20 protein-coding genes are annotated in these 23,388 nt (G+C 52.5%); 16 read left to right on the top strand and 4 right to left on the bottom strand.

The annotated features are described in order from the left end of the window. Positions 1-403 precede the first annotated feature (403 nt). From IE099_RS18265 to ssb, 15 genes are all read left to right on the top strand, one after another. Complete coding sequence (locus IE099_RS18265; RefSeq protein WP_189573330.1) at positions 404-1,432, top strand: glycosyltransferase family 4 protein; 1,029 nt, start codon at positions 404-406, stop codon at positions 1,430-1,432. Between the two features lie 86 nt (positions 1,433-1,518). Then, complete coding sequence (locus IE099_RS18260; protein WP_189573327.1) at positions 1,519-2,694, top strand: glycosyltransferase family 4 protein; 1,176 nt, start codon at positions 1,519-1,521, stop codon at positions 2,692-2,694. A 22-nt stretch (positions 2,695-2,716) separates the two neighbouring features. Next, positions 2,717-3,715 carry an exosortase/archaeosortase family protein gene (locus IE099_RS18255; RefSeq protein ID WP_189573324.1) on the top strand — a complete coding sequence of 333 codons (999 nt, stop codon included), beginning with the start codon at positions 2,717-2,719 and terminating at the stop codon, positions 3,713-3,715. Between the two features lie 6 nt (positions 3,716-3,721). Further along, complete coding sequence (locus IE099_RS18250) at positions 3,722-4,477, top strand: exosortase-associated EpsI family protein (protein WP_189573321.1); 756 nt, start codon at positions 3,722-3,724, stop codon at positions 4,475-4,477. Between the two features lie 18 nt (positions 4,478-4,495). Further along, on the top strand, positions 4,496-5,374 hold the full coding sequence (locus IE099_RS18245; protein WP_189573318.1) for a UbiA prenyltransferase family protein: 879 nt from the start codon (positions 4,496-4,498) through the stop codon (positions 5,372-5,374). 79 nt (positions 5,375-5,453) lie between these two features. Next, the gene (locus IE099_RS18240; protein ID WP_189573315.1) at positions 5,454-6,698 is read left to right on the top strand and encodes an FAD-binding oxidoreductase; all 1,245 of its coding nucleotides are present in this window, start codon (positions 5,454-5,456) and stop codon (positions 6,696-6,698) included. Further along, entirely contained in the window at positions 6,629-7,432 is an 804-nt protein-coding gene (locus tag IE099_RS18235) for an SDR family NAD(P)-dependent oxidoreductase (protein ID WP_308428531.1), read from the top strand. Before IE099_RS18240 ends, IE099_RS18235 begins: the two co-directional genes overlap by 70 nt. Next, positions 7,432-8,991 (top strand): hypothetical protein, encoded by a 1,560-nt coding sequence (locus tag IE099_RS18230; protein ID WP_189573308.1) that lies wholly within the window; start codon positions 7,432-7,434, stop codon positions 8,989-8,991. Before IE099_RS18235 ends, IE099_RS18230 begins: the two co-directional genes overlap by 1 nt. A gap of 1 nt (position 8,992) precedes the next feature. After that, complete coding sequence (locus IE099_RS18225) at positions 8,993-10,930, top strand: O-antigen ligase family protein (protein WP_189573305.1); 1,938 nt, start codon at positions 8,993-8,995, stop codon at positions 10,928-10,930. A gap of 37 nt (positions 10,931-10,967) precedes the next feature. Then, complete coding sequence (locus IE099_RS18220) at positions 10,968-12,380, top strand: sugar transferase (RefSeq protein WP_189573302.1); 1,413 nt, start codon at positions 10,968-10,970, stop codon at positions 12,378-12,380. A gap of 56 nt (positions 12,381-12,436) precedes the next feature. Further along, positions 12,437-13,384 (top strand): ribose-phosphate diphosphokinase, encoded by a 948-nt coding sequence (locus IE099_RS18215; protein ID WP_189573298.1) that lies wholly within the window; start codon positions 12,437-12,439, stop codon positions 13,382-13,384. A 61-nt stretch (positions 13,385-13,445) separates the two neighbouring features. Continuing rightward, positions 13,446-14,072, top strand: coding sequence for a 50S ribosomal protein L25 (locus IE099_RS18210; RefSeq protein ID WP_189573295.1), 627 nt, complete (start codon positions 13,446-13,448; stop codon positions 14,070-14,072). Between the two features lie 97 nt (positions 14,073-14,169). After that, positions 14,170-14,808, top strand: a complete 639-nt coding sequence (gene pth, locus IE099_RS18205; protein WP_229809584.1) for an aminoacyl-tRNA hydrolase — start codon at positions 14,170-14,172, stop codon at positions 14,806-14,808. Then, the gene (locus IE099_RS18200) at positions 14,786-15,046 is read left to right on the top strand and encodes a 30S ribosomal protein S6 (protein ID WP_229809583.1); all 261 of its coding nucleotides are present in this window, start codon (positions 14,786-14,788) and stop codon (positions 15,044-15,046) included. The genes pth and IE099_RS18200 overlap by 23 nt, the downstream gene beginning before the upstream one ends. A gap of 66 nt (positions 15,047-15,112) precedes the next feature. Further along, entirely contained in the window at positions 15,113-15,589 is a 477-nt protein-coding gene (ssb, locus tag IE099_RS18195) for a single-stranded DNA-binding protein (protein ID WP_189573287.1), read from the top strand. 176 nt (positions 15,590-15,765) lie between these two features. Here ssb and IE099_RS18190 read toward each other — a convergent pair whose 3' ends face one another. The 4 genes from IE099_RS18190 to rlmN form a co-directional block, all read right to left on the bottom strand. Then, positions 15,766-18,912: an efflux RND transporter permease subunit gene (locus tag IE099_RS18190; RefSeq protein ID WP_189573284.1), complete on the bottom strand. Its 3,147-nt coding sequence runs from the start codon at positions 18,910-18,912 to the stop codon at positions 15,766-15,768. A 3-nt stretch (positions 18,913-18,915) separates the two neighbouring features. Beyond that, a complete protein-coding gene (locus tag IE099_RS18185) occupies positions 18,916-20,100 on the bottom strand; it encodes an efflux RND transporter periplasmic adaptor subunit (RefSeq protein ID WP_189573281.1) in 1,185 nt (394 codons plus the stop codon). Positions 20,101-20,113: 13 nt separating this feature from the next. Beyond that, positions 20,114-21,472 (bottom strand): efflux transporter outer membrane subunit, encoded by a 1,359-nt coding sequence (locus IE099_RS18180; RefSeq protein ID WP_189573276.1) that lies wholly within the window; start codon positions 21,470-21,472, stop codon positions 20,114-20,116. Positions 21,473-21,732: 260 nt separating this feature from the next. Beyond that, a complete protein-coding gene (rlmN, locus tag IE099_RS18175; protein ID WP_189573273.1) occupies positions 21,733-22,797 on the bottom strand; it encodes a dual-specificity RNA methyltransferase RlmN in 1,065 nt (354 codons plus the stop codon). A 110-nt stretch (positions 22,798-22,907) separates the two neighbouring features. Here rlmN and IE099_RS18170 point away from each other — a divergent pair, with 110 nt between their 5' ends. Then, on the top strand, positions 22,908-23,165 hold the full coding sequence (locus IE099_RS18170; protein WP_189573270.1) for a hypothetical protein: 258 nt from the start codon (positions 22,908-22,910) through the stop codon (positions 23,163-23,165). Positions 23,166-23,388 lie beyond the last annotated feature (223 nt).

Genomic DNA, 23,388 nt, shown 5'->3' with positions numbered 1-23,388 from the left:
CCGAATCGACACTCGCTACGATCGTAGAGCGGATAACTACCTTTCCTTCATATTCCTCGCATCTTCAATGGATTGGCTCAAATAACCAATTTGTCCACACGGCCTAGGATTGGTGGTTATTCTTATTCGATCTATTTGCTGTACTTCTTCTTTGTGGCTCGTATACACGAATTTATCAATGCGAAGATTATTTCGTTATCTAGCATTTATCTGGCGTTTGTTTTTTCGATTCCCTGCTTTCTTCTGATGGTTCCTTTGGGGCATGTTTCTTTTATGTTGGTGGAGAAGCCGTTTTTGAAATTTCGGATTAGATATATACGTGAGGAGTGATTTTCAGTTTTTTGCATTTTAAATGAGAAGTGTTCAATGGTTCGGAGCTCACCCCTCCGAAGGAAGTGTGTCGATGCAAGTGTATCTCGACAATCTTGCGGCAGTTATTGTAAAGGAGGATACTTATCAAATAAAGCATTGGCCAAGTCGCGGTGAGGTAGTCGTTAATGGAGGGCGGTGGGAACGGGCATTAGGGAAATATTGGCAGTATCCCAATCGCGTGAGAAGGGATTCAAAGGTTGATTTAGTGCACTTCTTAGACCATTCGAGTGCTCATCTAATACCAAAGGTTGCGAAGAACGCTAAGGTCGTCGCGACGTTGCACGATCTCATTCCCTTGAGATTTCCTGGAGGCTTGTCGAAGTCGCAAGTAGAGCGTTTTGAGAGGAATGTATTCAATCTGAAATACTGTGATGCGATCATTTCAGTTTCCGAATATTCTAAACAGGAGGCGGTTAGCCTTTTGGGGATTGCTCCTGAATTAATCCATGTTTTGCCAAATGGAGTTTCCTCTGTTCCTGATAGAATTGAAAGCTCAGAGGCTGTAAATGGGCTTCGTTCGAAGGGGGCGGATTTCGTGGTTCTCTCGGTGGGAAGTGATCTAAAGAGAAAAAACTTAAGAATATTACCAGATGCCCTCAGAGGCTTCGAAGAGGAAACCGGGATGCGCGCCGGACTGCTAAGGGTCGGCGCGACATTGGACGAGACCCTTGCCAACGAGTTGGGAGACCGTCTGGAAGGTCGAGTTACTGAACTTGGGCGAGCGAGCCTTAAGCACCTGCAATCTTGTTATAGAAATTGTGATGCGGTGATTGTTCCTTCTCTCTACGAGGGATTTGGCCTCCCTGTTCTTGAGGCCCTTTCTTTTGGGAAATCGGTCGCTTGTAGTCATTCATCGAGTTTGCCTGAGGTGGGGGGCGGCTGTGTGAACTACTTTGACCCCGAGAGTGCAACTGAAGCAGGAAAGGCGCTAGTGGCATGCTTTGAGGAACTAGGAGAAGAGGGAAAGAGGAAAAACAGGTTGGATCGAGCTTCAAAGTTCTCTTGGCGTGAGCACTTGTTAGGGTTTTATGAAATCTATGATTCGTTGCTGCCAGTTTGAGGTTAGCTGTATTTTTAGGCGTTGTAGTGTTTTAGATTTACTGTTTGGTTTAATTCTTTCTAGAGAAGCGTTGAGGAATTTTTTGGATGAGAATTTTACAGGTATTTAACCGCTATAAAGAACGTGGGGGAGAGGAAAAATCAGCACAGCGAATTTACGAGCACGCATCGAGCGTTTGTGAAATCGAGCAATTATGGTGGTCTAGTATGGACTGGGAATCCCCAGAAGGTCCCAGTCGGTTTGGTCAGTTGCAGCGGTTGTTCTACAATCAGGATTCGGCAAGGGAATTAAGAGGTGCAATCTTAGAGTTTAAGCCGGATGCCTTATTGTGCCACAATTTGTATCCTGTCGGTTCTCCATCGGTCTACCATGTTGCGAAGAGTCTTGGAATTCCTGTTTTGCAATTTGTTCATAATTTTAGGCCTTTTTCCGTTGGAGGAACACTTTGGAACGGGAGGCGGGTAGTCGAGGAGAGTCTTCAAGGGAACTACTGGTCCGAGATTTGCCATGGCTCTTGGCAAGACTCGAAAACACGTTCAGCGGTTTTTGCCACAGTTTTGAAAGGGCTTCATGCAAGCGGATGGCTCAATTCTGTTGAGCGATGGATTTGTATTTCTGACTTCATGAAAGAACGGTTTATTGAGGCTGGTCTGCCCTCGGAGAAGGTGGTCTCTCTTCGCCATTCTTGGGATGCGAAGGCTTTCTCAGAGGAGAGGGCTGATGAGGGATACTATCTTTTTCTTTCGAGACTTGTGTCAGAGAAAGGAGTAAAGACTCTTCTGGAAGCTTGGAAGTTGCTTTCGCAAAGACTGGGCGACCGCACTCCTCAGCTAAAGATTGGTGGAACTGGGATACTGGAAGATGAAGTGAGAGAATTTGCGAAGAAGAATTCGTTTGTAGAATTTCTAGGATTTGTTGACGGGGAAAAGAAGAGCCGCTTGATTGCTAACTGTCGAGCAATGTTGGCTCCTTCGATTTGGTGGGAGCCTTTGGGGCTTGTTACCTACGAAGCTTATGAAAGTTCGAAACCGATGATTGCCGCAAGTTCCGGAGGACTCACAGAGACAGTTACTGAGGGAGTTACGGGCTTTCTCCACGAAGCGGGTGATGCTAATTCATTGTTAGAATGTGTTTTGAAGTTAGAAGAGTTGGCTCCGGGAGAGCGGCAGAAATTGGGAGACAGGGGGAGAGCTTGGCTATTGTCGGAGGCGAGTCCAGAGAGTTGGAAAAAGAGTTTTCAGGATGTTATCTCGGAGGTGTAGCGTATTGTGTATTTAGCGGCGGATGAAAAACAAAAAGAAACTCTCTATTTCGGGTGGCATGGTAGCGATACTCATGTCCGTCATCGTGTTTTTGGCAATGTATGCGCTGCTGGGCTACTCTTCCGGATACGGTGTTGTTATCGATGATAGGGTTGTTTTTCAGCGACAAGTTCTCTTTGAACATTTACGATTGGACTACAAGAGAGATGGCGGAGAATGGAGTTTTGGTTATTTTGTTCCAATAGCGGTTGCAGCGCTATTTTGGCTTCGAAGAGTAGACATCCTCAAGATAGAGATCAAGCCTGCAAATGTTGCTGGAATTTTGATTCTACTTGCTGGTTTCCTTTTTTACTGGGTCGGGTATCGAGGAGAGCAAAAATATTTTGGATATGCGGCAGGGCAGGTTCTAGTTTTAGGCGCGATTCTTTGGTTTCTGGGTTGGGGGTGGTTTCGAAAGCTATTTTGGCTATGGGTTTTGCTCGGGATGATGTGGCCTTGGCGATTTCTGATCGGCCGAATTTCGGCACCCTTGCAGATGGCGATGGTGAAGTTGACTTCGGGATTTATGAATTTAATAGGAGTCGATGCGGTGGCAAGTGGGAGTTCTTTGAGTACTGCTTCGTTGGATCCGGTTACAAGCTTGCCGATTAGTCTGGATGTGGATGTGGCTTGTTCGGGGATGCGTTCGTTATTCGCGCTGGCGATGATTGGAATTGTTTTTGCATTTCTGCGGGTGAAGGACGAATGGAAGCGGTGGGTGCTAATGGCTTTCGTTCCGGTGGTTGCTATTTTGGGAAATTTCGTGCGAATGCTGATGCTCTATGGAGGGTCTGTTGTTTGGGGCACAAAAATTGCGATTGGAGAGAATCATGAGATGTCCGCTTTTCATATGTTGGCGGGTCTGATGGTCTTCGTGGTAGCTCTTATTCTGATGTCCGGTTTGGTTGCGATTTTTGAAGGCGGATGGAAGAAGTTTGTAACCCGGAGGAAGACCGTGGTGCGGACGGTTGAATCAGTTTAAATTACGATGAATCTTTTTTGGCGGACTGGAATTTTTGTCTCGATGGCGCTCGCTACGGTGGGGGCTTGCAAGCTGTGGAGTGATTCGGAAACTAATCCGGTAGCGGGAGTGGTGGTTTGGCTTCCTGACGAGATGTTAGGGTATCGTATTGAAACGGGTGAAATGGGGGAGGAAGAGAAGCGCTGGCTTCCGTCTGATACCACTTTCCTCAAGCGGATTTATGCCGAGGACTGGTTGCCGAAAGCGGAGGCTGACTTTCGGTCTCTCAATGCGACCTTGATAGTTGCGGGGTCTGATTCGCGAAGCCTTCACCGGCCGCAAGTTTGTCTTACTGCGCAACATTGGACAATCGAGAAGCGCGAGGTGGTGAAGCTGGAGACAGAAGGGGGTCCTCTGGAGGTGATGGATTTCCATCTGGTGAGAACGGTGAGGAACCAAGATGGGAGTGCTCGCTTGGATGAAAAGGGAGAGCCGATCTATTTGAGGGCCCACTACGTATATTGGTGGATTGGACCAGATGCATCGACGCCGTCGGACGAGGAGAGAGTATGGCTTGAGGTGTGGAATAGTATTTTGAAAGGACGAAAGGAGCGTTGGGCCTTTCCCAGCGTGATGGTGTATGTGGACGAACGCAAAGAGGACGGAGAGGCCCAAGAGCGAGCCTATCAGTTTATCCGAAAGTATGCGCCGGACTTCCAAAAGTCTCTTGGAGCTGAGGATCGAGAGGATGCCGTTGAATTGAAATCGCTAGGTTCGGAATAGGTGCTGGAATGGAAAAAAATGAAGCTGTGGGTCGAGGTTCTTCGTCCACAGCATTGGATTAAGAGTGGTTTTTGTTTGGCCGCTCTTTTTTTTGGGGGGCTGGCAGGGAGTTGGGAGAGTTGGGAGCAGATTTTACCCTTGTTGGTCTCCTTTAGTGTTTTGGCGAGTGCAGGTTATTTGTTGAATGATGTTTGGAATCGGGAGGAAGATCGCCATCATCCTCGGAAGAAGATGCGGCCGGTTGCCTCTGGTCAACTCCCAGTAGGGCAGATTCTGTTAGTTTCTTTCGCTTTGGCGATTGGAGGGCTCGCTCTGTTGGGATTTGCTTATGGATTTGTTGGGGAGAGCGCTCTTCCTCTGTGGCATGGGGTGGGTTATCTTATGTTGACCATTGGTTATTCCCTCGTGTTTCGGGAAATGCCGCTATTGGATGTATTGGTACTCGGAATTGGTTTTGTGATTCGGGTCTCGGCGGGAGCTTTCGCCTTGGGATTATCTCCTACCGGGTGGCTACTGGGGTGCACGTATGCCATCGCTTTGGTTTTGGGTTTCGGTAAACGCTTGGGTGAGTGGCGTCTTTTGGAGAGACTGCAGGAGGTCCCCGGGGAGACCCGTTCTGCCCTGCGAGGTTATACCGATGCCTTGCTGCGGGTTTTGGTCGGTGGATCAAGCTTCGCTGCTGGCGGGACGTATTATGCTTACTGTCTTTCGCATTCGGAACGGGAATTTCTGGTGCTGACCGTGATTCCGGTAGTGGTGGGATTGATGGCTTATCTGAGAATGGCTTGGCGTTCTGCGGTCGTTGAGACTCCAGAGCGGTTGTTGTTCAAAAGCCCTGTGTTGCTGGGCTCTGTGGTGGTTTGGCTAATAATGATCGTGTTGATTATCTTGCGGTAGTCTTTCGAAGTGGTGGACAGAATGTGAAGATTTGAGTGTAGGAAAATCATGGGGACAATACCCTCCCATTAAGACTCGAGTGACTGAAGTCTGGTGGCAGGACGAACTGCAGAAACCTGCAATTGAAGGTGCTCGCTTTCTACCGGTGGGACTTGGACGGAGCTATGGTGACAGTGCGTTGCTTGCCGAGGAGGATGGAGTGATGAAGTCGATTTCGCGTGCTGGTAGGCTTGTCGGTTTTGACGATGAGACGAAGGTGCTGGAGGTCGAGGCGGGTTGTTCTTTGGGTGAAATTTTGAAGTGGTGTGTTCCCCGTGGTTACTTTTTACCGGTTGTTCCAGGCACCCAGAAGGTGACGGTTGGAGGAGCAATCGCTAATGATATACACGGCAAAAATCATCATGAGAGTGGCACCTTTGGGCGGTGGGTGGTTTCGTTCGATCTCTTCCGAACCGAAGGAGGGTGGGTCTCATGTAGTAAAAGTGAAAATCGGGATCTCTTTGAGGCCACGATAGGCGGCTTGGGGCTGACCGGGGTCTTGGGACGGGTGCGATTGAGGATGCATGCACTCCAGGGGGAAGGTTTGGTTGAGCAGGAGACAGTTCGTTTCGATAGTTTGCGAGAAGGAACGGAGATTTTGTCCGGCCTCGACCGACGGTATCCCATGACGGTGGCTTGGATCGATATGGCGAGCAAGAAGATGGGGCGGGGGGTCGCTATGGGCGGGCGCTTTGTGGAAGGCGAATGTCCCCGTTCTAAGAGAAAAGGGATCAGCGTTCCATTCGATGCACCCTCTTGCTTGCTAAATCGCAGTGCGATTCGGGCCTTTAATACGGTTTACTCTGCCACGCGGCACCCAGGGGTTGAGCGACTGCCTTTTGAGAAGTATTTTTTTCCGCTAGACGGAGTGGAAAATTGGAACCGTCTGTATGGTGCTCGTGGCTTTTTACAATATCAATGTGTCGTTCCTCTCCATGCGATTTCGGCCCTGAGTGAACTTCAGCGGAAGATCGCGGATTCCGGGCAGGGAGCGTTTCTCTCCGTACTCAAAAAATTCGGTCCGCTGTCTTCGCCCGGCTTGCTTTCTTTTCCAATGTCGGGTTGGACACTGGCGATGGACTTTGCGATGGAAGGCGCGGCAACTCTTTCTCTAATGAAAAAGCTGGATGGAGTGGTCCGGGAAGTAGGGGGGCGCCTTTATCCGGCAAAGGATGCACGGATGTCAGGAGAGTTTTTCCGAGAAGGCTATCCGCAATGGGAGGAACTCGAAAAATTAAGAGATGTGTCGATCACCTCTCGGTTTTGGGAAAGAGTGAGGACATGAGTGTGGTCTTATTGATTGGAGCGACTTCAGCGATTGGGGCTTCTCTGGTGAGAGCGCTCGCCACGCAGGGAAATGAACTCTATTTGGTGGGGCGAAACGCTGAGCGTCTTGCCGGGGTCGTGGAGGATGCCAAATTGAGAGGGAGCAAAGTCATTGCGTCGATGCCTGTGGACCTGGCTGACCTCAAAAACTGTGAAGAGCTAAAGCAGTGGATCTCAGCTATTTCAGAGGTTGAACACGCAATTATCCTGCCTGGAGTCCTAAGCGATGAGTTGGGGACTCTCGCTCAGTGGAGCCAAGACGTAATGGTTAACTTTACAGTTCCCTCTTTCCTTGCCAGAACGATCAGCGAAAAGATGAGCAGCCAATCGGAAGGTGGACATTTGGTGTTGATTGGGTCGGTCGCTGGTGACCGTGGGCGGCAGTCCAATGGGTTCTATGGTTCTCAAAAGGGTGCGTTGGAAATTTATGCGGAAGCTCTTCGCCACCGCACCGCTCTGAAAAATTGCAAAGTGAAGGTGTCGTTCGTGAAGCCAGGGTTTGTGGTGAGTCCGATGACTGCAGAGTTGAAGAAAAATGTGCTTTTTTCCGAGCCTGACCAGATTGCCAAAAAGATAGTCTCATTGTTCTCCCGAGGACGAAGCGGGGTTGTGTATGCTCCAGGATGGTGGCGGCTAATCATGTTGCTAATCAAGTTGACCCCCAATTTTATTTTTCATCGGACGCGGTTGTGATGGAACTAAAGAAGCATGAGAACTTCTTGTTCTTTGGCGCGGTGACCCTTCTTCTGGCGCTCTTTTTCCTCCCTCCGATTGAGAACCGGACTGAGGCTGAAGACGCCTATTCCTATGCCTTGGATGTTGAGACACAGTCTTTTGGTCAACTTCTTCATCGAAACCATCGCCTCTATCACCCCTTTGCGAAGGCTGTCTATTTGGCGTCGGGTCAAGAGCGCTCCTTTAAGGTTCTCGTTGCATTTAGTGGAATCACGGCGGTTGCCGCTTTGGTTATATTCTTTTTCCTCTGTCTCAGGTTCACCAAGGGTGAACGGTGGCAGGGACTGGCTTGGACCTGCTGTCTAGCGTTTAGCTATGGCTTTTGGCGCTACGGACGTGAAGTGGAGGCTTATTCTCTTGCTTGGCTTGTTTCATTGGCCGTGATTGCTTGTTTGTTTCGTTCCAGGCCAAGTTGGAGTCAGGGAGTTTTTTTCGCGCTGTTGGTCGTGTTGGCGTTAAATTTCCATCGAGCATTGGGTCCTCCCTTGGCGGTGACGGCGTTGAGTTATCTTCTCCTTAAGAAACAGTGGAAGCCGGCTTCAATCGCTTTGATTTCGGGAGTGGGAATTTATTTTTTCGCAGAGGAGATTGCCCAGAGTGCTCCTCGGGCTATGCCTGAGTTGCGTGAGGTTGTAGTTCCTCCAGAGGAGGTTGGAATTCCTCGAGCCGGATTTGAGAAGAAAACCTTTAGCGTCACGTCGATTCCCAAAGCTGGAATTGGTTTGGGGGGTAGTCTGTTTGGCGGCAACATAGTCATGTCCTCCAACTCATTGTTTGAGATTTTGCAAAACAAAGTCTTTCGGTATCGCTTCTTACACGAAGAGAGGATGATGGTTCGGGATGTTGGACGTTTTCAGCTCTGGATCTGGGTAAGTGGTTTTTTAGCCACGGCGAGTCTAATCGGAATTGCAATCAAGGCTTTTTTTGAGCATCGAAAATTCATACTCGCTACAGTCAGACCGGAAGGAGGTGCTTTGTTGTTGGGTTCACTGAGTTATGTAGGTATGATTGTTGTTTTTGAACCTGGAAATCCTGAGATGTGGGTGTTGGGTCTGCCGTTTTTTTGGCTGTCGATAGTGATGTTGTTTGGCGATATCTTTCAAAGGAAAGTTTGGATCTTTGTTCTGTTTTTTGGAGGAACCATTTACTTTGGAGGAGTTTCGCTTCTGAAAGACGTTGAGAACGATTATCATTATGCCACTTCGGAGTTAGTTCGAAAGAAAGCTTCCAATGGAGATTTTTATCTCTTGGGCACGAACAATATGGTCCATGTGCGGTATGTTCGCTATCAGAAGAATTTGAGAGTGATTTCGGTGCTGGGGGGAGAAAAGGCAAGTTCAGGCTACTTGGAGGATGTTAGAGCTCACCTCGAAGTTGGCGGTAGGGTTTTCGTTCATCAAAGTTATAGAGACTCATTCGAGGATTTGGAGAGCTTTCTGTCTCGAGAAGGATTGGCAGTTTATTCAGGTGCCGATTCGGCAGGTGGGGGCGAAATTCATTTAGAAACTCAAGAATAGTATGAAGACGGAAGAATCCAATTCTCTTAGCACGAACGGTAGAATGCCGTTGTTGGCTGTCGTCGGTTGGGTGCTTTGTTTGCTGGGACTGACGTATGCTACTTTGATTGGAAACGGATTCGAATTTCCACGAGTAGCTTATTCATTGCCTTTCCTTGTTGTTGGTAGCCTTTTTTTGCTCTCAAGGGTCGCTCCGGCACTGCCGAGTTGGCTCCTTTTAATTGCCTTTTCAGGAGGCGGGTATTTTTTGTGGCGAGCGATTGAGTCGCCGGTTTGGGATTTGGCACGAAGAGATGTGGTACTAGTCACTGGAGCAATCGCTGCATTGGTGGCAGGGGCCTGTTCTTTTCAGTATAAGCTCGGTAGAGGGTTGTTCTTAGGGGCCTTGTTGATTCTTTTATTTGCTCACGGGGTGGTCGCAGCCTATCAAGGGATATTTGACCCAAGTTATGCTGTTATTGACCCGTCGCGGGCGGACCAGAAGGGGGTGAGCGGCTTTTATTTTCACCGGAATTATCTAGCAGGTTTTTTAGAGATTTCACTACCTGTTTTTGTAGCGCTAGCTAGTACTAAGCGGCCGTGGTGGACACTGTGGACTTTGGTTGCCCTGGGTGTGGCAACTCTTTGTTTTTTCACAAATTCGAGGGGTGGTTTTATTGTGATGGTCATTGGTGCTCTTTGCACCTTCGTTTCATTCAAGTTTTTGGGGCCCAAAAAGCGAGAAGAAAAACTGAGTCGTTGGGCTGTGATCGCGTCGATAGGCCTCGTGGGCGCAATTCTGATTGGAGGGTGGTTTTCGTTTGAAGTTATTGCTGCCAAGCGAGAGGGGATTGAGGGGTCAACGATGGGGAGACTCGGTTTGGCGGGCATTGCATTTGATATTTGGTTGCAGGCCCCGGTGGTCGGGCAGGGCGCTTATGCGTATTCGTATTTGTTTCCTAAAAATTTTGCGGGATTAGGGGGATGGTACGGCGATGCAAAAATGGTTCACTCGGACTATCTTCAGCTGCTCGCGGAATATGGGATAGTCGGGCTGTTCGTAGTTGTGACACTACTTGTCGCATTTGGGGGAAGGTTTTGGTTTTCCTGCCGCCACCCCTCAAGCGAGGTGGCTTCTTGGGTGCCTTTTGCCTCGTTTGGAGTCCTCGTGGCCGAGTCGATTCGAGCGGCCTTTGACTTTAATCTTCACATGGTTCCCAATCTCGTTTTGTTTTCTTTTTTGGTTGGAGGTATGGGGGCCAATTGTCTCACTTTTTCGACGACGGAGGGTCCGCAAGCTTCGCGTTTGGTGAAGGTGGGAGTTCTTCTATTCCTCTTTCTCTTTGGAGCTTTTGGGAACAATTCGATTCGCCGCGAGGTGGTCGCATTTCCCCTTTGGTTAAAGGTGGAAAGCGCGAGAGCCAATGAAGAAGAGGTTTTGCCTAAACTTTATGAATATTCGTTGTCAGCTCCGTCTTACTACGTCCTGCGACAGGTTGGGCGGGCTTTGATTGAAAAGGAGAGAGAGCAGGGCTTGAAGCAGGCAATTGAAATTTGGCAACTTGTGGTTAAGATTCATCCCTTCGACGGTGAAGGGCTGGCGAACTATGCCTATTGCTTGGATAACGCCGGTGAGTTCTCTCAAGCAGAAGGTTATCATTTAAGAGCCTTGGAAGCGGTAGCACGCAGGGAAAATAAGTATGGGGTTGTCTATGGAGTAGGTTGGCACCTGATTCGGAGAGCAGACCACGCCTCGAAGCTTCGGCGGCCTGGAGAGGCTCTATTTCTCTATCAAGCGTCCCGAGAGGCCTTCGCTGAAAGTCACCGACTAAATTTTTCTAGAAGGAAGCTAAATCGGGAGGTCTTGGGCTGGCTCGAACAACAAATTCAGTTTTTAGAAGGCGCCCGGATCGAACCTGTCGAAGTTGAAATCCTTGACTGGAGGTCGAAGCTTCCTTAGTTCGGATCTCGAACTTTGGCTGGGGAAAGTTAATTTTATGGAAAACGGTAAACGCGAGAGCTTTTCAATTCAGATCTTGCAGCTCATTGATGCCGCATTGATCTGGCTGGCATTTATGGTGGCGGCATTGCTTCGAGACCCGTTTCGTGAGTTTGTTGGCCTTAGGTCCATGAACGAATACCAAGGGGGGCTAGGTGAGTTGACTTGGGTGCTTTTTATTCTCGTTCCGATTTTACCTTTCACGCTTGAGATTTTTGGGTTCTATCGGAATCCGCTGCGCAAGAGGGTGAGCACTTCGTTGCTGCAGCTTTTGCAGGCCTATGTGATCGTTTGCGTAGTCGTTGGGTTGTTTGTGATCTTCCTCAAGATTTCGGTAGAAAGTCGTTGGATTCTAGGGGCGGGGATTCCATTGACGATTGCTTTTCTGCTTTTGCGGGAGGCTGCGACGAGAAGCATTGTCTTGCACGCTGTTCGGGCCGAGGATGCGAAGGAGGCGGTGATTATCGCAGGGGGGGAAAGGGAGATTGAAGAGTTTCTGGGATCGACTACTGAAGAGGTTCAGGCTGGTTGGAAGATTGTTGACCGCGTCGATCTGCGCGATACCTCCATCGAAGATTTTGAGGAGAAGATCAAGGCCGCTTCGGTGGGACGGGTTTTCTTCCTGGCTCGGCATACCGAGTTTGGTCAATTGGCGAAGGCGATTGAAGTCTGCGAACTGCAGGGGATTGAGGCTTGGGTATCGGCGGGTTTTATCCGGACACAAATCGCTCGACCGGACTTCGATTTGTTGGGGGGCAAGCCGATGTTGGTCTTGCGCTCGACTCCCGAGCTTTCGTGGGCGATTTTTGCAAAGTCTGTTTTTGATAAAATTGGAGCTCTTCTCATTATCATCGCTACTTTTCCTCTCTGGCTCGTCGCTGCCATTGGGATTAAGCTGGGTAGCCCGAGTGGTCCGATCTTATTCAAGCAACAGCGGGCAGGGCGTTACGGGAAGCCATTCAAAATGTACAAGTTTCGGACCATGGTTCCTGACGCTGAGGCTCGTTTGGCTGAAGTGAAAAAGGAAGTGGGCAATGAGATGAGCGGTCCGGTCTTTAAGTTGGACAAGGATCCGCGAGTTTTTGGCTTCGGCACTTGGCTCCGTAAGACGAGTGTGGATGAGTTCCCGCAGTTATTGAATGTGTTGAAGGGGGATATGAGCTTGGTGGGGCCGCGGCCGCTTCCGCTCTACGAAGTCGACAAGTTCGAGCGTATGGAGCACCGGCGCCGCTTGAGCGTGCGTCCCGGGATCACCTGCACATGGCAGGCGGGAGGTCGCAATCAGATTACGAAATTTGACGAATGGGTGAAAATGGACCTCGATTATATCGATAATTGGTCGCTGTGGTTGGACTTTAAAATCATGCTGAAGACGATTCCGGCGGTTCTTTGCAGCAAAGGCGCAAAGTAGGCGACCTCAATGGTTGTCAATTGTTTCAGTTTCGGCACACTCCCGCGCTCAGGCACATGAAGTTGATTTCAGGGACCGCTCACGAAGAGCTTTCAAAAGGGATTGCCCGTTTTTTGGGGCAGGAGTTGGTAGATGTGAAGGTGACTTCATTTCCTGACGGAGAAACATTCGTTAAGATCAACGAGAATATCCGAGGTGAGGACTTGTTCATTATCCAACCGACCTGTCCGCCGACGAACCACAATTTGATGGAGCTGCTGATTACGGTGGACGCGGCGAGGCGGGCGAGTGCGGGGAATATTACTGCGGTAATTCCTTTCTTCGGCTATGCCCGCCAAGATCGCAAGGATCAGCCGCGGGTCCCCATTACAGCCAAGCTTGTCGCCAATCTATTAACTGCAGCAGGGGTTCAGCGGGTGGTGACGATGGATCTGCATGCGGCGCAGATCCAGGGATTCTTCGATATTCCGGTTGATCATCTTTATGCGAAGCGGGCTCTGATTGGAGCGGTTCGTGAGATTAGGAAAGGGGAAGATCCCCGTGCTTTGACCGTTGTGTCTCCGGATGTGGGGGGGGTGAAAATTGCACGGGCGTATTCAGACGCGCTTGGTGCTGGCTTGGCCATTGTTGCCAAGCACCGGGTAAGTGCTACCGAGGTGGAAGCGATGAATCTGATTGGCTCGGTGGAAGGGCAGGATGTCCTAATTGTGGATGATATGACGGAGACTGCGGGAACTCTCTGCGCGGCGGCGAAGATTCTCGCGGCCAATGGAGCTCGCCGCATTTTTGCCGGTGTTTCGCACGCTGTTTTGGGCGATTTGGGTCGGGAAAGGATTGAAAAATCAGCCATTGAGAAGCTTTTGACGACGAATTCCACACCGGTTGTGAATCAAGGGAAAGTGGAGGTTGTTGACCTCTCGGCGCTCTTTGGAGAGGCGATCATGTGTATTAATGAGGGAAAATCGGTAAGTTCTCTCTTTGACATAGCGGGGCCGGAAGTGTAATCACCGCCGCCCTAGCGCGATGTTTCGCCTTCGCGCTTTCCATTTTTAACATCAAGAAGCCATGGCAAAGACCGCAACACTGAAAGCAGAAGAACGCAAACGGACTGGTTCCGGACTCCTCAAGCAAATGCGTAAAGAGGGCTGGGTACCATCCGTTGTGTATGGAGGAGGACAGGACAATCTCAACGTGAAAATCAACGCCAAGGCTTTCCGCGAATTGCTCGCTGCCAGTGCTTCGGACAGTTTCCTCGTGAACCTGGAGTTGGACAATGGCAACAAGCAGTTGGCCTTCGTTCAGGATATCCAGCACGATTCTCTTTCCAGTACAATCGTTCACGCTGATTTCTTGGCGGTTAGCGCGACTACTGAAATCACGGCTCACCTTCCTATTATTCTGACCGGCGAGCCTATCGGGGTGAAGAACGGTGGTATTCTTGAGCAGCAGTTGCACGGTATTGACGTGACTTGCTTGCCGAAGGATCTTCCTGAGACTTTGCATGCGGAAGTGGGCGAAATGGCGATCGGAGACATTCTTCAAGTCAAGGACATCGAGTTCCCTGAAGGTGTGTCCGCTGCAGTGGCCGAAGATTTGCTCATCGCCTTGGTTGCCAAGACTCGTATCGCGAAGAGTGCGGGAGCTGATGGTGAAGAATCGGAAGAAGGGGCTGAGGAAGCCGCTGCCGAGTAACTCCGCTGTAGAGCACTTTCATTTTCGAAGAACCCGTCTCGAACGAGACGGGTTTTTTATTTGTCTCCTATTTGGAACCGACGAGGATAAAGAAGTAGTGAGCGAACTAAAATTAATCGTCGGCTTGGGGAATCCCGGGCGGGAATACGAAGGCACCCGACACAATATCGGTTTTGAAGTCCTCGACAAGTGGGCGGAGGAAAAGGGGACTCGCTTTGAACTCGAAAAGAAGTGGGAGGGAGACCTTGCGAAAGTGGATGGGGTTACCGCATTGAAGCCGATGACTTTCATGAACCTGAGTGGGAGGTCGGTTGCCAGTCTGGCCCGCTTCTACCGTTGGACACCGGAGCAGATTCTCGTGGTTTATGATGACGTCTCTTTGCCGCTCGGAACTCTCCGCTTTCGAGCCAATGGAGGGGATGGGGGGCACAATGGGATCAAGTCCCTCATCGCGTGTTTGGGCACCAAAGAGTTCCCACGATTGAAGATCGGAGTCGGTTCTGCCGCTCCAGGAGGTCTCGTTGGGCACGTATTGGGCAAATTTGCGCCAGATGAACGCGATGAATTGCAAAACACGCTTGCAAGAGCGGTGCGAGCCGTTCAGCTTGCCGCTTCGGTCGGCGTGTCGAGCGCGGCCAATGAATTTAACGTTAAAATTAAACCGAAGGAAGAGTACCCGAGCGACGATGAGCAGGAAATACGAAGGTCTGATAGTGTTGAACACGAAGGGAAATGATAAGGGAATTGATGACCTTGTCAGCAGCGTGGGCAAAGAGATGGAAGCAGTGGGCGCCAAGCTCGACGAGATTCAACAGTTGGGTCGCCGTCAGTTCGCCTACAACGCGCGCGATTTGGATGGAGGTCACTATGTGAACTACCTCTTTGATGCGACCCCCGATGTGATTGAGAAGATTCAAGAACGCTTGAAGCTCAATGACGTGGTGCATCTCCAGCATTACCAGCGCATGTCCTAAATCCCTTCGCAGGGTAAGATTGATTTTGCACTTGGTCCCGATCCCGTGGCCAGTAGCATTAGCACCATGGCAAATTTAAACAAAGTCTACTTGATGGGGCGCCTCACCCGCGACCCGGAGCTTCGCTACACTCCCAAGGGGACTGCAGTTGCTGATCTGGGCATGGCGATCAACCGTTATCGTGGCGGAACTGACGGTGGTGAACGAACCGAAGAGACGACCTTTGTTGATGTGACCCTCTGGGGACGCCAAGCTGAAACTGCCAATCAATATTTGGCCAAAGGACGAGAAGTTTTCATTGAAGGCCGCTTGCAGTTGGATTCTTGGGAGGACAAATCTTCCGGACAGAAGCGCAGCAAGCTCAAGGTCGTCGGTGAGTCGATGCAGTTCGTAGGTGGTCCTGGTGGTGGTGGCGGACAAGGCGGAGGCGGTGGAGGGCAGAGCTACTCCAGTGATTCTCAGCCGCAACCATCTGCACCTTCTCCCAGCGCTCCAAGCCAAGGCGGGGGCTACGAGGACGAAGAGGACGATATCCCATTTTAGGATAGCCTGAGACTCTAAAGCAACGCAGTTCATTCGCTGTAGCAAGAGCCCGCATTTTTCGCGGGCTTTTTTGCGTCTACGAGTGAGCGGTGGCGAAGGATGGCAACGGATTCATCCACAAGGGATTTCCGTAAAGCCGTGGCTCCCAAGTCGATTGAGACCTGGACCTGTGTTTCCTAGAAAAGCCCCTTCCATGCCTGCAGGGAGCCTCCGAGCAGCTTGCGAAAATCCCGCAAGATCATCAAAAGCATCGGCAGAAGAACGAGGGTGATGACGGTTGCGAAGACCACTCCAAACCCGACGGAAACGGCCATCGGTTTGAGGAACTGCGCTTGCACGGATGGTTCGAAGAGCAGCGGCACCAGTCCGACAAAGGTGGTCAGGGTGGTGAGCAAGATGGCGCGAAAGCGTTCTTTGCCTGCGCGGACCAGGCACTCTGCATAGGCGAGATCGGGGTTGGATTCCTGTATTTCGCTGATGCGGAAGGTGAGCACGAGAGAGTCATTCACTACAATTCCGCTCAGGGCTAGAATGCCGAAGACCGAAAGGATGCTGACAGGTATGCCCACAATGTAGTGGCCAAGCAGAGCCCCAATGATGCCGAAGGGGATGACCGACATGATGATGAGCGGACGGACGTATGACCGCAGCGGAATCGCCAAGAGAACATAGATTAAAACCGCAGAAAGGATGAAGCCTTGGACGAGGGATTGATTGGATTTCCGTCGCTCTTCGGCATTGCCGTAGAGCCCGATGGAAAGCCCCGGGTGCTCTTCCCTGAGTTGGTGAAAATATTCGGCTTGTAGCTGGCTGAGCACTTCCGCGCCGGAGGTGATGCTTTTGTCGATGTCCGCTTTGACCGAGACGATGCGTTCGTTGTCGGCTCGCTCGATTGAGGCCAAGGAGTCGCCGAATTGGGTGTCAGCCACGATGGAAAAGGGGATGGCGGTTCCATCTCCGGACCGGATGCGCATGTCTCTGAGGGTGTCGATTTTGGTGCGATCGGCATAGGGGTAGCGCACCATGACCTTCACTTCGTCGCGTCCGCGCTGCACGCGTTGGGCTTCGCGGCCGAAGAAGGCGTTTCGCACATTGACGGCCAACTCGCGTTTGGTGAAGCCGCTGGCCTCGCCGTCCGGAGTTAGCTCGATTTGGATTTCAGGGCGCCCTGAGTCGAAGGTGTTCTGAACGTCATTGACGCCAGGAAAGGTCACGACCTTGTCCTTGAGTTCGTCGGCGGCGATTTTGAGGGTTTCCAGGGAGTTGCTGGAAAGCTGAATCTCCAACCCTTGACCAGGAGGGCCCGCGGTGCCACCAAAGGTGAGTGCTTTGGCTCCTGCCACGGGTTCCATTTTCTGGCGCCAAAGTTTCACGACATCGGCGGTGGAGGCTCTCCGCGATTCGGAGACGGTGAGTAGTGCGGCAATGCTGGCCTTGGTGTTGGACGAAGCGTTGACCGAGATATGGCGCAGGATCTTGTCGCCGGTTTCCTCTTCAAGTTCGCTGACGGCTTCGCGCAAGGCGTCGGCCAGTCGCTCGGCGTTTTCGTGTAGATACTCCACAGGCAATCCCTGTTCGAGCTCGAGGTTGGCCGAGATGGAGTCGCGGTAGATGTCGGGAAACTGGACGAAGCGTAGTTTTCCACTTGGAAGGAGGCCTCCTACTAGAATGAGAACGGCAATGAAAAGGCCGAGGACAACGTAGCGGAGGGGCACCAGACGTCGCATCACGGGTTGGTAGACCTTGGAGACGAAGAGGTCCAAGGCGCCAGACACTCCGCCTTGAACCTTGCTCCAGAAGCGTGAAATGAAGTTGGTGGGCTTCCCTCCCGCTTTGATATGAGCCAAGTGGGAGGGAAGGATGATCTTGGATTCGATGAGGGAGAAGATGAGGCAGAAGATGACCGCGGTGGCAATCTGCCCAAAGACGTTGCCCATGCGACCGGATACTCCCGTCAGAGGATAGAAGGCCGCGATGGTGGTTAAGACGCCAAAGGCGGCGGGAACCACGACCTTGGAGACTCCACGCACGGTGGTGCTGATTTCATCTTCATCTGGATTTTCCTCTTTTTCGGAGTAAACAGCTTCGGCGATAACGATGGCATCATCCACGATGATTCCTAACACGATGATGAAGGCAAACGCTGTGAGCTGATTGAGAGAGATGTCGATGAACTCAACGGGAAAGAGAGTGAGGGCGCCTGCAATCGAGATGGGAATTCCCAGGGCAACCCAAACCGCCAGGCGAAGGTTGAGGAAGAGAGCCAAAACGATGAGCACAAGGGCCATGCCGGTGATGCCATTACTGGTGAGAAGGGACAGGCGGGAGCGAATGGGCTCCGCGCCATCGTTCCAAGCGGTGAACTTGACTCCATCGGGAACGGTAAATTTCTGGGGATAGGTCTTGATGAAGGCCTGAACGAGTTCGGCGCTTTTGATGATATCGCCGTCACCCTGGGTCTGGAGCTCCAGCCCCACTGAGGGCTCGCCATCGAACTGGGCCAAAGTCTTTTGATCGACAAATCCATCGCGGATGCTCGCGACGTCGCGGAGAAAAATGCGGGTTCCTTCCGCCGTAGTCCGAAGGGGGATTTCGGCAAAATCTTCGGCGAGATAGGCTTGGGTCCGCGATCGAACCGAGATGTCGCCACCATCGCTGCGAACCGTGCCGCCGGAGAGATCGAGCGAATTGTTCGAGATCGCATCGGCGACTTCATCAAAGGTCAGGTTGTAAAAGCGGAGTTTCTCTTCGGAGACTTCGACCGAAATTTCGTAATCTCGAACGCCACTCGTGTTGATGATGCTAATGCCATCCAGCTTGAGCAATTCGTCCCGCAAATTTCGGGCCGCTTCCTTTAGCACCGCTTCCCCAACGGATCCATGCACGTCGATGCGCATCACGGTGTTGAGGCGTTGATTCTCCTCCACGACCGGCTTCTCGGCCTGTTCTGGGAAAGAGGGGATGGCGTCGACCTGGATCTTGACGTCATCCAGTAACTTCTTGAGGGGATAGTCTTCTAGCGCTTCGACGGTAACGACCGCGCTGGACTCGGTGGAGACACTGGTGATGCGGTCGATGCCCTTGACCTGTTGGAGGGCCTCTTCGATTTTTACCGCCACGCCACGCTCCACGTCTTCGGGGGTTCCTCCCAGGAAGGGGACCGTGACGGTAACACTCTCGGCATCGAAGGAAGGGAAGGCCTCTTTCCGCACATTGATAGCGGTGAAGGCTCCCCAGCCCAGGATGGCGATCATCAGGATGTTGGCCACCACGGGGTTGTCCGCGAACCAAGCAATGATGGGATGTTTTTGGCGAGGGTCCATGGCTTAAGGGGCGGCGGGAGTGTTGGCTTCCTCGAAGGGGGTAGGCTCCACGGTTTGTCCGACTTGGAATGAGGCGAGAGGTCGGGTGGTGACTCGCAGGGGCTCTTCCACCACTGGCTTGTCGATTCGGGCGAGGAGGTAGTCACCTTCGGAGTAGAGGCGCTCCACCTTTTGTTGCCGCAGGGTTTGCTCACTATCAATGACCCAGACGAAGGAGTCTTCCACTAGCGAGGTCGCGGGGAGGCGGTAGGAATTGGGGAGAGGAATGGCGGCCAACTCGGCGTTGACAAAGGCCCCGATGGGAAGAAAAGCCTCCTGGTTGGCAAAGGGGTCTTCGATTTCCGCCACGACAAAGATCACCTGATTCTGCGGATCGACTTTAGGCTCGGTGCGGGTGAGGCGGGCGGTCCAAGTGGCCCCTGGTTGACTGGGAGCGGTTAGAGTGGCCTCTGCAGGGGGCGGGCCGTTTTTGGACGGCATTTGGATTCTAGCGACTTGTTCGGGGGTGAGGGGGAGTCTGACCTCGGCTCGCTCGCGCGCAATGAGGGTTCCCAGCTCCGTGCCCATGGTGACTACATTGCCGGGGCTGGCTTGACGCTCGCTGACGATGGCATCGAAGGGGGCTCGAATCTTGGTGCGCTCGAGGTCGAGGCGGGCCTTGGCTACAGCCGCTTGTGCGGAGGCGACGTTTGCTTTCGCCGCAGCTAGCTGGGGTTTGCGCAGGGTGTAATCGCTGGCTTCCGAAAGTTTCCGTCCGGAGTCGACCCAATCTTCCGCTGCTACCCGCGAGCGGGTTTCTTCTTCCATAAGAACCTGTTGCGCGCTGGCCACGGCGGCTTCCTGTTGGGCAATGGTGGCAAGATAATCCGCTGGTTCGATCTCAATTAAGAGGTCACCCCGGGACACGTTTTGTCCGGCATTGAAAAGAGGGGAAATCTCAACAATCTTGCCACTGACTTGGGCTGAGATGCGGGTTTCATTGTAACTCCGGGTCGTGCCAAAGGTTTTGAGCCTGGGGGTGTGAGTCTGGGCTGAAGCTTCCACAAAGGCTGCCCGTGGGATGACGACCGGCTTCTTCTTTGGTTTCAGTTCAGGCTTCGAGGCGATCATCCCTTTGACCACAAAGAGGGCCCCGAAAATGATGAGAGGAAGAAGCAGGAGGTTGAGGATGCGTTGCAGAATCTTCATGAAAGTGGAATTGTTAGATGCCTTTGCCTAGAGCTAGGGCCAAGGCGACCCGGTTGTTCAGTCGGGTGGCGTGGAGAGTGATGGTTTGTTTTTCGGTGCTGAAAACCCGGCGCTGGCTTTCCAAGAGGGTCAAGAGGTCGGAGAGACCGGCCTCGTAATCCCGGCGGGTGCGCTTTTCCGCGCTCCGGGCAGCTGCGAGGGCGGTCTGGCGGGCGCGTTCCTCGCGGGCGAGATAGTGCTCGGAGCTGAGGGCGTCTTCGACTTCGCGAAAGGCGGTGAGTACTGTGCTGCGATAGGATTCGAGGGCTTGCTGCGCCCGTTCGCCGGCAGCGCCGAGTTCCGCCTGGCGCATGCCAGCATCGTAGAGAGGAGCACTCATATTGGCGAAGAGAGAGTAGACGCCGTCTTTGCCAAGCAGCAGGCGGGATAGGGAAGTGGAAGTTTGGCCGGTAGAGGCAGTGAGACTGAAGCTGGGAAAAAGGTCGGCGTGGGCAACCTTCACCCGGGAATCGGCAGCTCGGATTCGCTGATAGGCGGCGTCGATGTCGGGCCGGTTCCGCAACAAATCAGAGGGGAGACCAGCGGGCACTCCGCGTGAGAGAGAAGGCCAGTCGCCCGTGCTGGTAAGCCGGGCGTCCGGGTATTCTCCGAGAAAGACCTTCAGCCGGCGGGCGGCCTGGTCGCGTGAGTCAAGGGTGCGTTCCAAGTCGGCTCGGGCATTTTCCAAATCAGCACGAGTGAGTTCCAGATCAGCGAAGGATGCGGTGCCGGCTTCAAAGCGACGCTCAACTAGCTGGCGGGTGGACTCCAGGCTTTCCGTTTCTCGATGTGCCAATTCCAAAAGCTTGGTGGTCGAGACGAGATCGAACCAAGCTTGCATGGTTTGGGCGGCAATGGATTGGCGCACTGAAGCGAGGTCGGCAGCTGCGGCTGCCTGATCGAGGGCGCTTGCGCGAGTCGAGTTCTTGAGCCGCCCCCAGACATCGAGCTCCCAACTGGCATCCAGCCCGTAGTCGAAGGTGTCGAAGCTGCCGGCCGAGGTCCGGCTTTTCCCCAGACCGGTGCTTCCAGTAAGGGCAGGAAAGAGAGCGGACCGCGATTTTTCCAAATTGAATCCTGCTTCAGCCAAACGCGAAGCTGATAGCGCTACCTCCGGGTTTTGTTGCAGGGCCCGGCGGGTCAAGGAATTGAGCTCTGGGTTGTTGAAAAGCTTGAGAAGGGAGCTGGCAATCTGTGGTTCGGGATAGCTTGTGCCATCGTAGCGGGCAGGCAAGGGAACGACTTGGCCAGCTCGCTTCGACAGACTGTCAGGGGCCGGAGCGCATTGAATGAGAAAAAGGGTCGGGAGTAGAAGAAAGGGATGAAATCTCATTCGGCAGCGAAAAAATTAAGAATGAATGGAGAATAGAGAGACTCGAAAACGGAAGAAAGTTTGAAGAATAGAGGCGAGTGCTGGTCGATTAATGGAACAATTTTCGGCGGTCAAACTTCCACAGGGGCAGAGGTATCCAATCCTTCGCTGTTGTTGTGAGAGAGAAGTCCGCATTTTATTCCCGACTTTTTTCACTTGGAGAACAGAAGGGCAAACCAGAGCTTGTTAGAAGTTGTTAGGTTTTCCGAAAATGCGAGAACCTATTCGGAGTTCGTCTCCTCCCGAAGGCGTAGCTGCCCGCAGGCCGCATCGATATCATGCCCTTTCTCGAGGCGGAGAGTGGCGGAGATTCCGCTGTTTTTCAGAATATCGCGGAAAGCCCGGCAGTGGTCTTCGCTGGGGCGCTCCCATGGCAAGCCCTCCACCGTATTGTAGGGAATGAGGTTCACCTTGGCGCGAATGGCCTTGGCGCGCTTGGCGAGGATACGGGCCTGCTCCAAGTCATCGTTGATGCCCTTGATGAGGATATACTCCAGAGTCAGGTGCTGCTTTTTCTTGGAATTCCAATAGCGCAGAGCCTCGAAGAGCTCGTCAACGCCCCAGCGGTCGTTGACGGGCATAATCTTGGATCGCACTTCATCGGTGGCTCCGTGGAGCGAGATGGCGAGGCGAATCTGGCGCGGGTGGTCGGCGAGCTTCTTAATCTGGGGCACGAGACCCGAAGTTGAGATCGTAAGGTGGCGGGCCCCGATGTGGAGGCCTTCAGGAGAAGTGATCAGCTCGATGGCCTTTAACAGATTGGGCAGATTGGCCAGCGGCTCGCCCATCCCCATGAAGACGAGATTGTTAACCCGCGTTCCAGCCAGTTCCTCGGCGAGAAGAATCTGTGCCGTAATTTCGCCCGGGGTGAGATTGCGGGTGAAGCCAAGAAGCCCGGAAGCGCAAAACTTGCAAGCGAAGGCACACCCGACTTGGGAGGAAACACAGAGCGTCAGGCGGTCGGACTGTTCACCATAGAGAGCGGGGGAGGCAGGGATGAGCACGCATTCAACGAAGCGGCCGTCTTTGAGCTTGAGGAGCAGCTTGCGCGTCGTGTCCTTGGAGCCTTGGGCCCGCACGATGGTGGGGGCGGAAAGCTCGTATTTTTCCTTCAAGGTCTCCCGCAAAGAGACCGGCAGGTTGGACATCTCGTCGATTGAGGAAACGCGCTTTTTCCACAACCAGTCCAGGATTTGGGCGCTTCGGTAGGCGGGTTGGCCCAGCGCCTGAAAGGAAGTCGTAAATTCGTCCGCGGTGAGGGAACGGAGATTAGGGATGTCTGCCACGCGGGGAGACTCCTTCGTTAGAGCGGCAAAATCAAGGCTGCGGGTCGAATGCGGAGTCGATTTCGCTTGCGCAGGGGCAAAAGGCCTATTAGACCCACCCTTCACACGATATGGGCCAGCAGCATAGAAAAGTTATCAAGCGTCGCCGCCGTAAGGATTACCTGAAGCGCAAGAAGGAACTCGCGAAGACCAATGAGGTCCTCTCCAAGAAGTCCGACAAGCCAGCAGCCAAGAAGGCTGCAAAGAAAGCGGCTAAAAAGGTAGCGAAAAAAGCAGCTAAGAAGGTGGCAGCACCTGCTGCAGAAGAAGCGCCCGCTGAGACCCCTGTTGAGGAGACTGCTCCTGCAACGGAGGAATCTGCCGAGTAGTTCCGATTTTCTCGTTAATCCCTTTTACACAGGCGACCATTGCGGTCGCCTGTTTTGTTAAATCGGGGAAGTGTTTGATTGGGCCGGGTCCCGAGAGCACACCAGACAAATGGAAATTTCGAAACCCGACCCTTAAATGACCAAAGCTCGCCTCCATGAGCTTCGACCGAGGCCCGAAGATAGGAGGGCATCAAAGGCCCGACTTCTGCCTCCTTGTCGGGAA

The organism is Roseibacillus persicicus, assembly GCF_014651675.1.
Lineage (GTDB): Bacteria > Verrucomicrobiota > Verrucomicrobiia > Verrucomicrobiales > Akkermansiaceae > Roseibacillus > Roseibacillus persicicus.
This window is presented reverse-complemented; position numbering and strand designations above follow the sequence as displayed.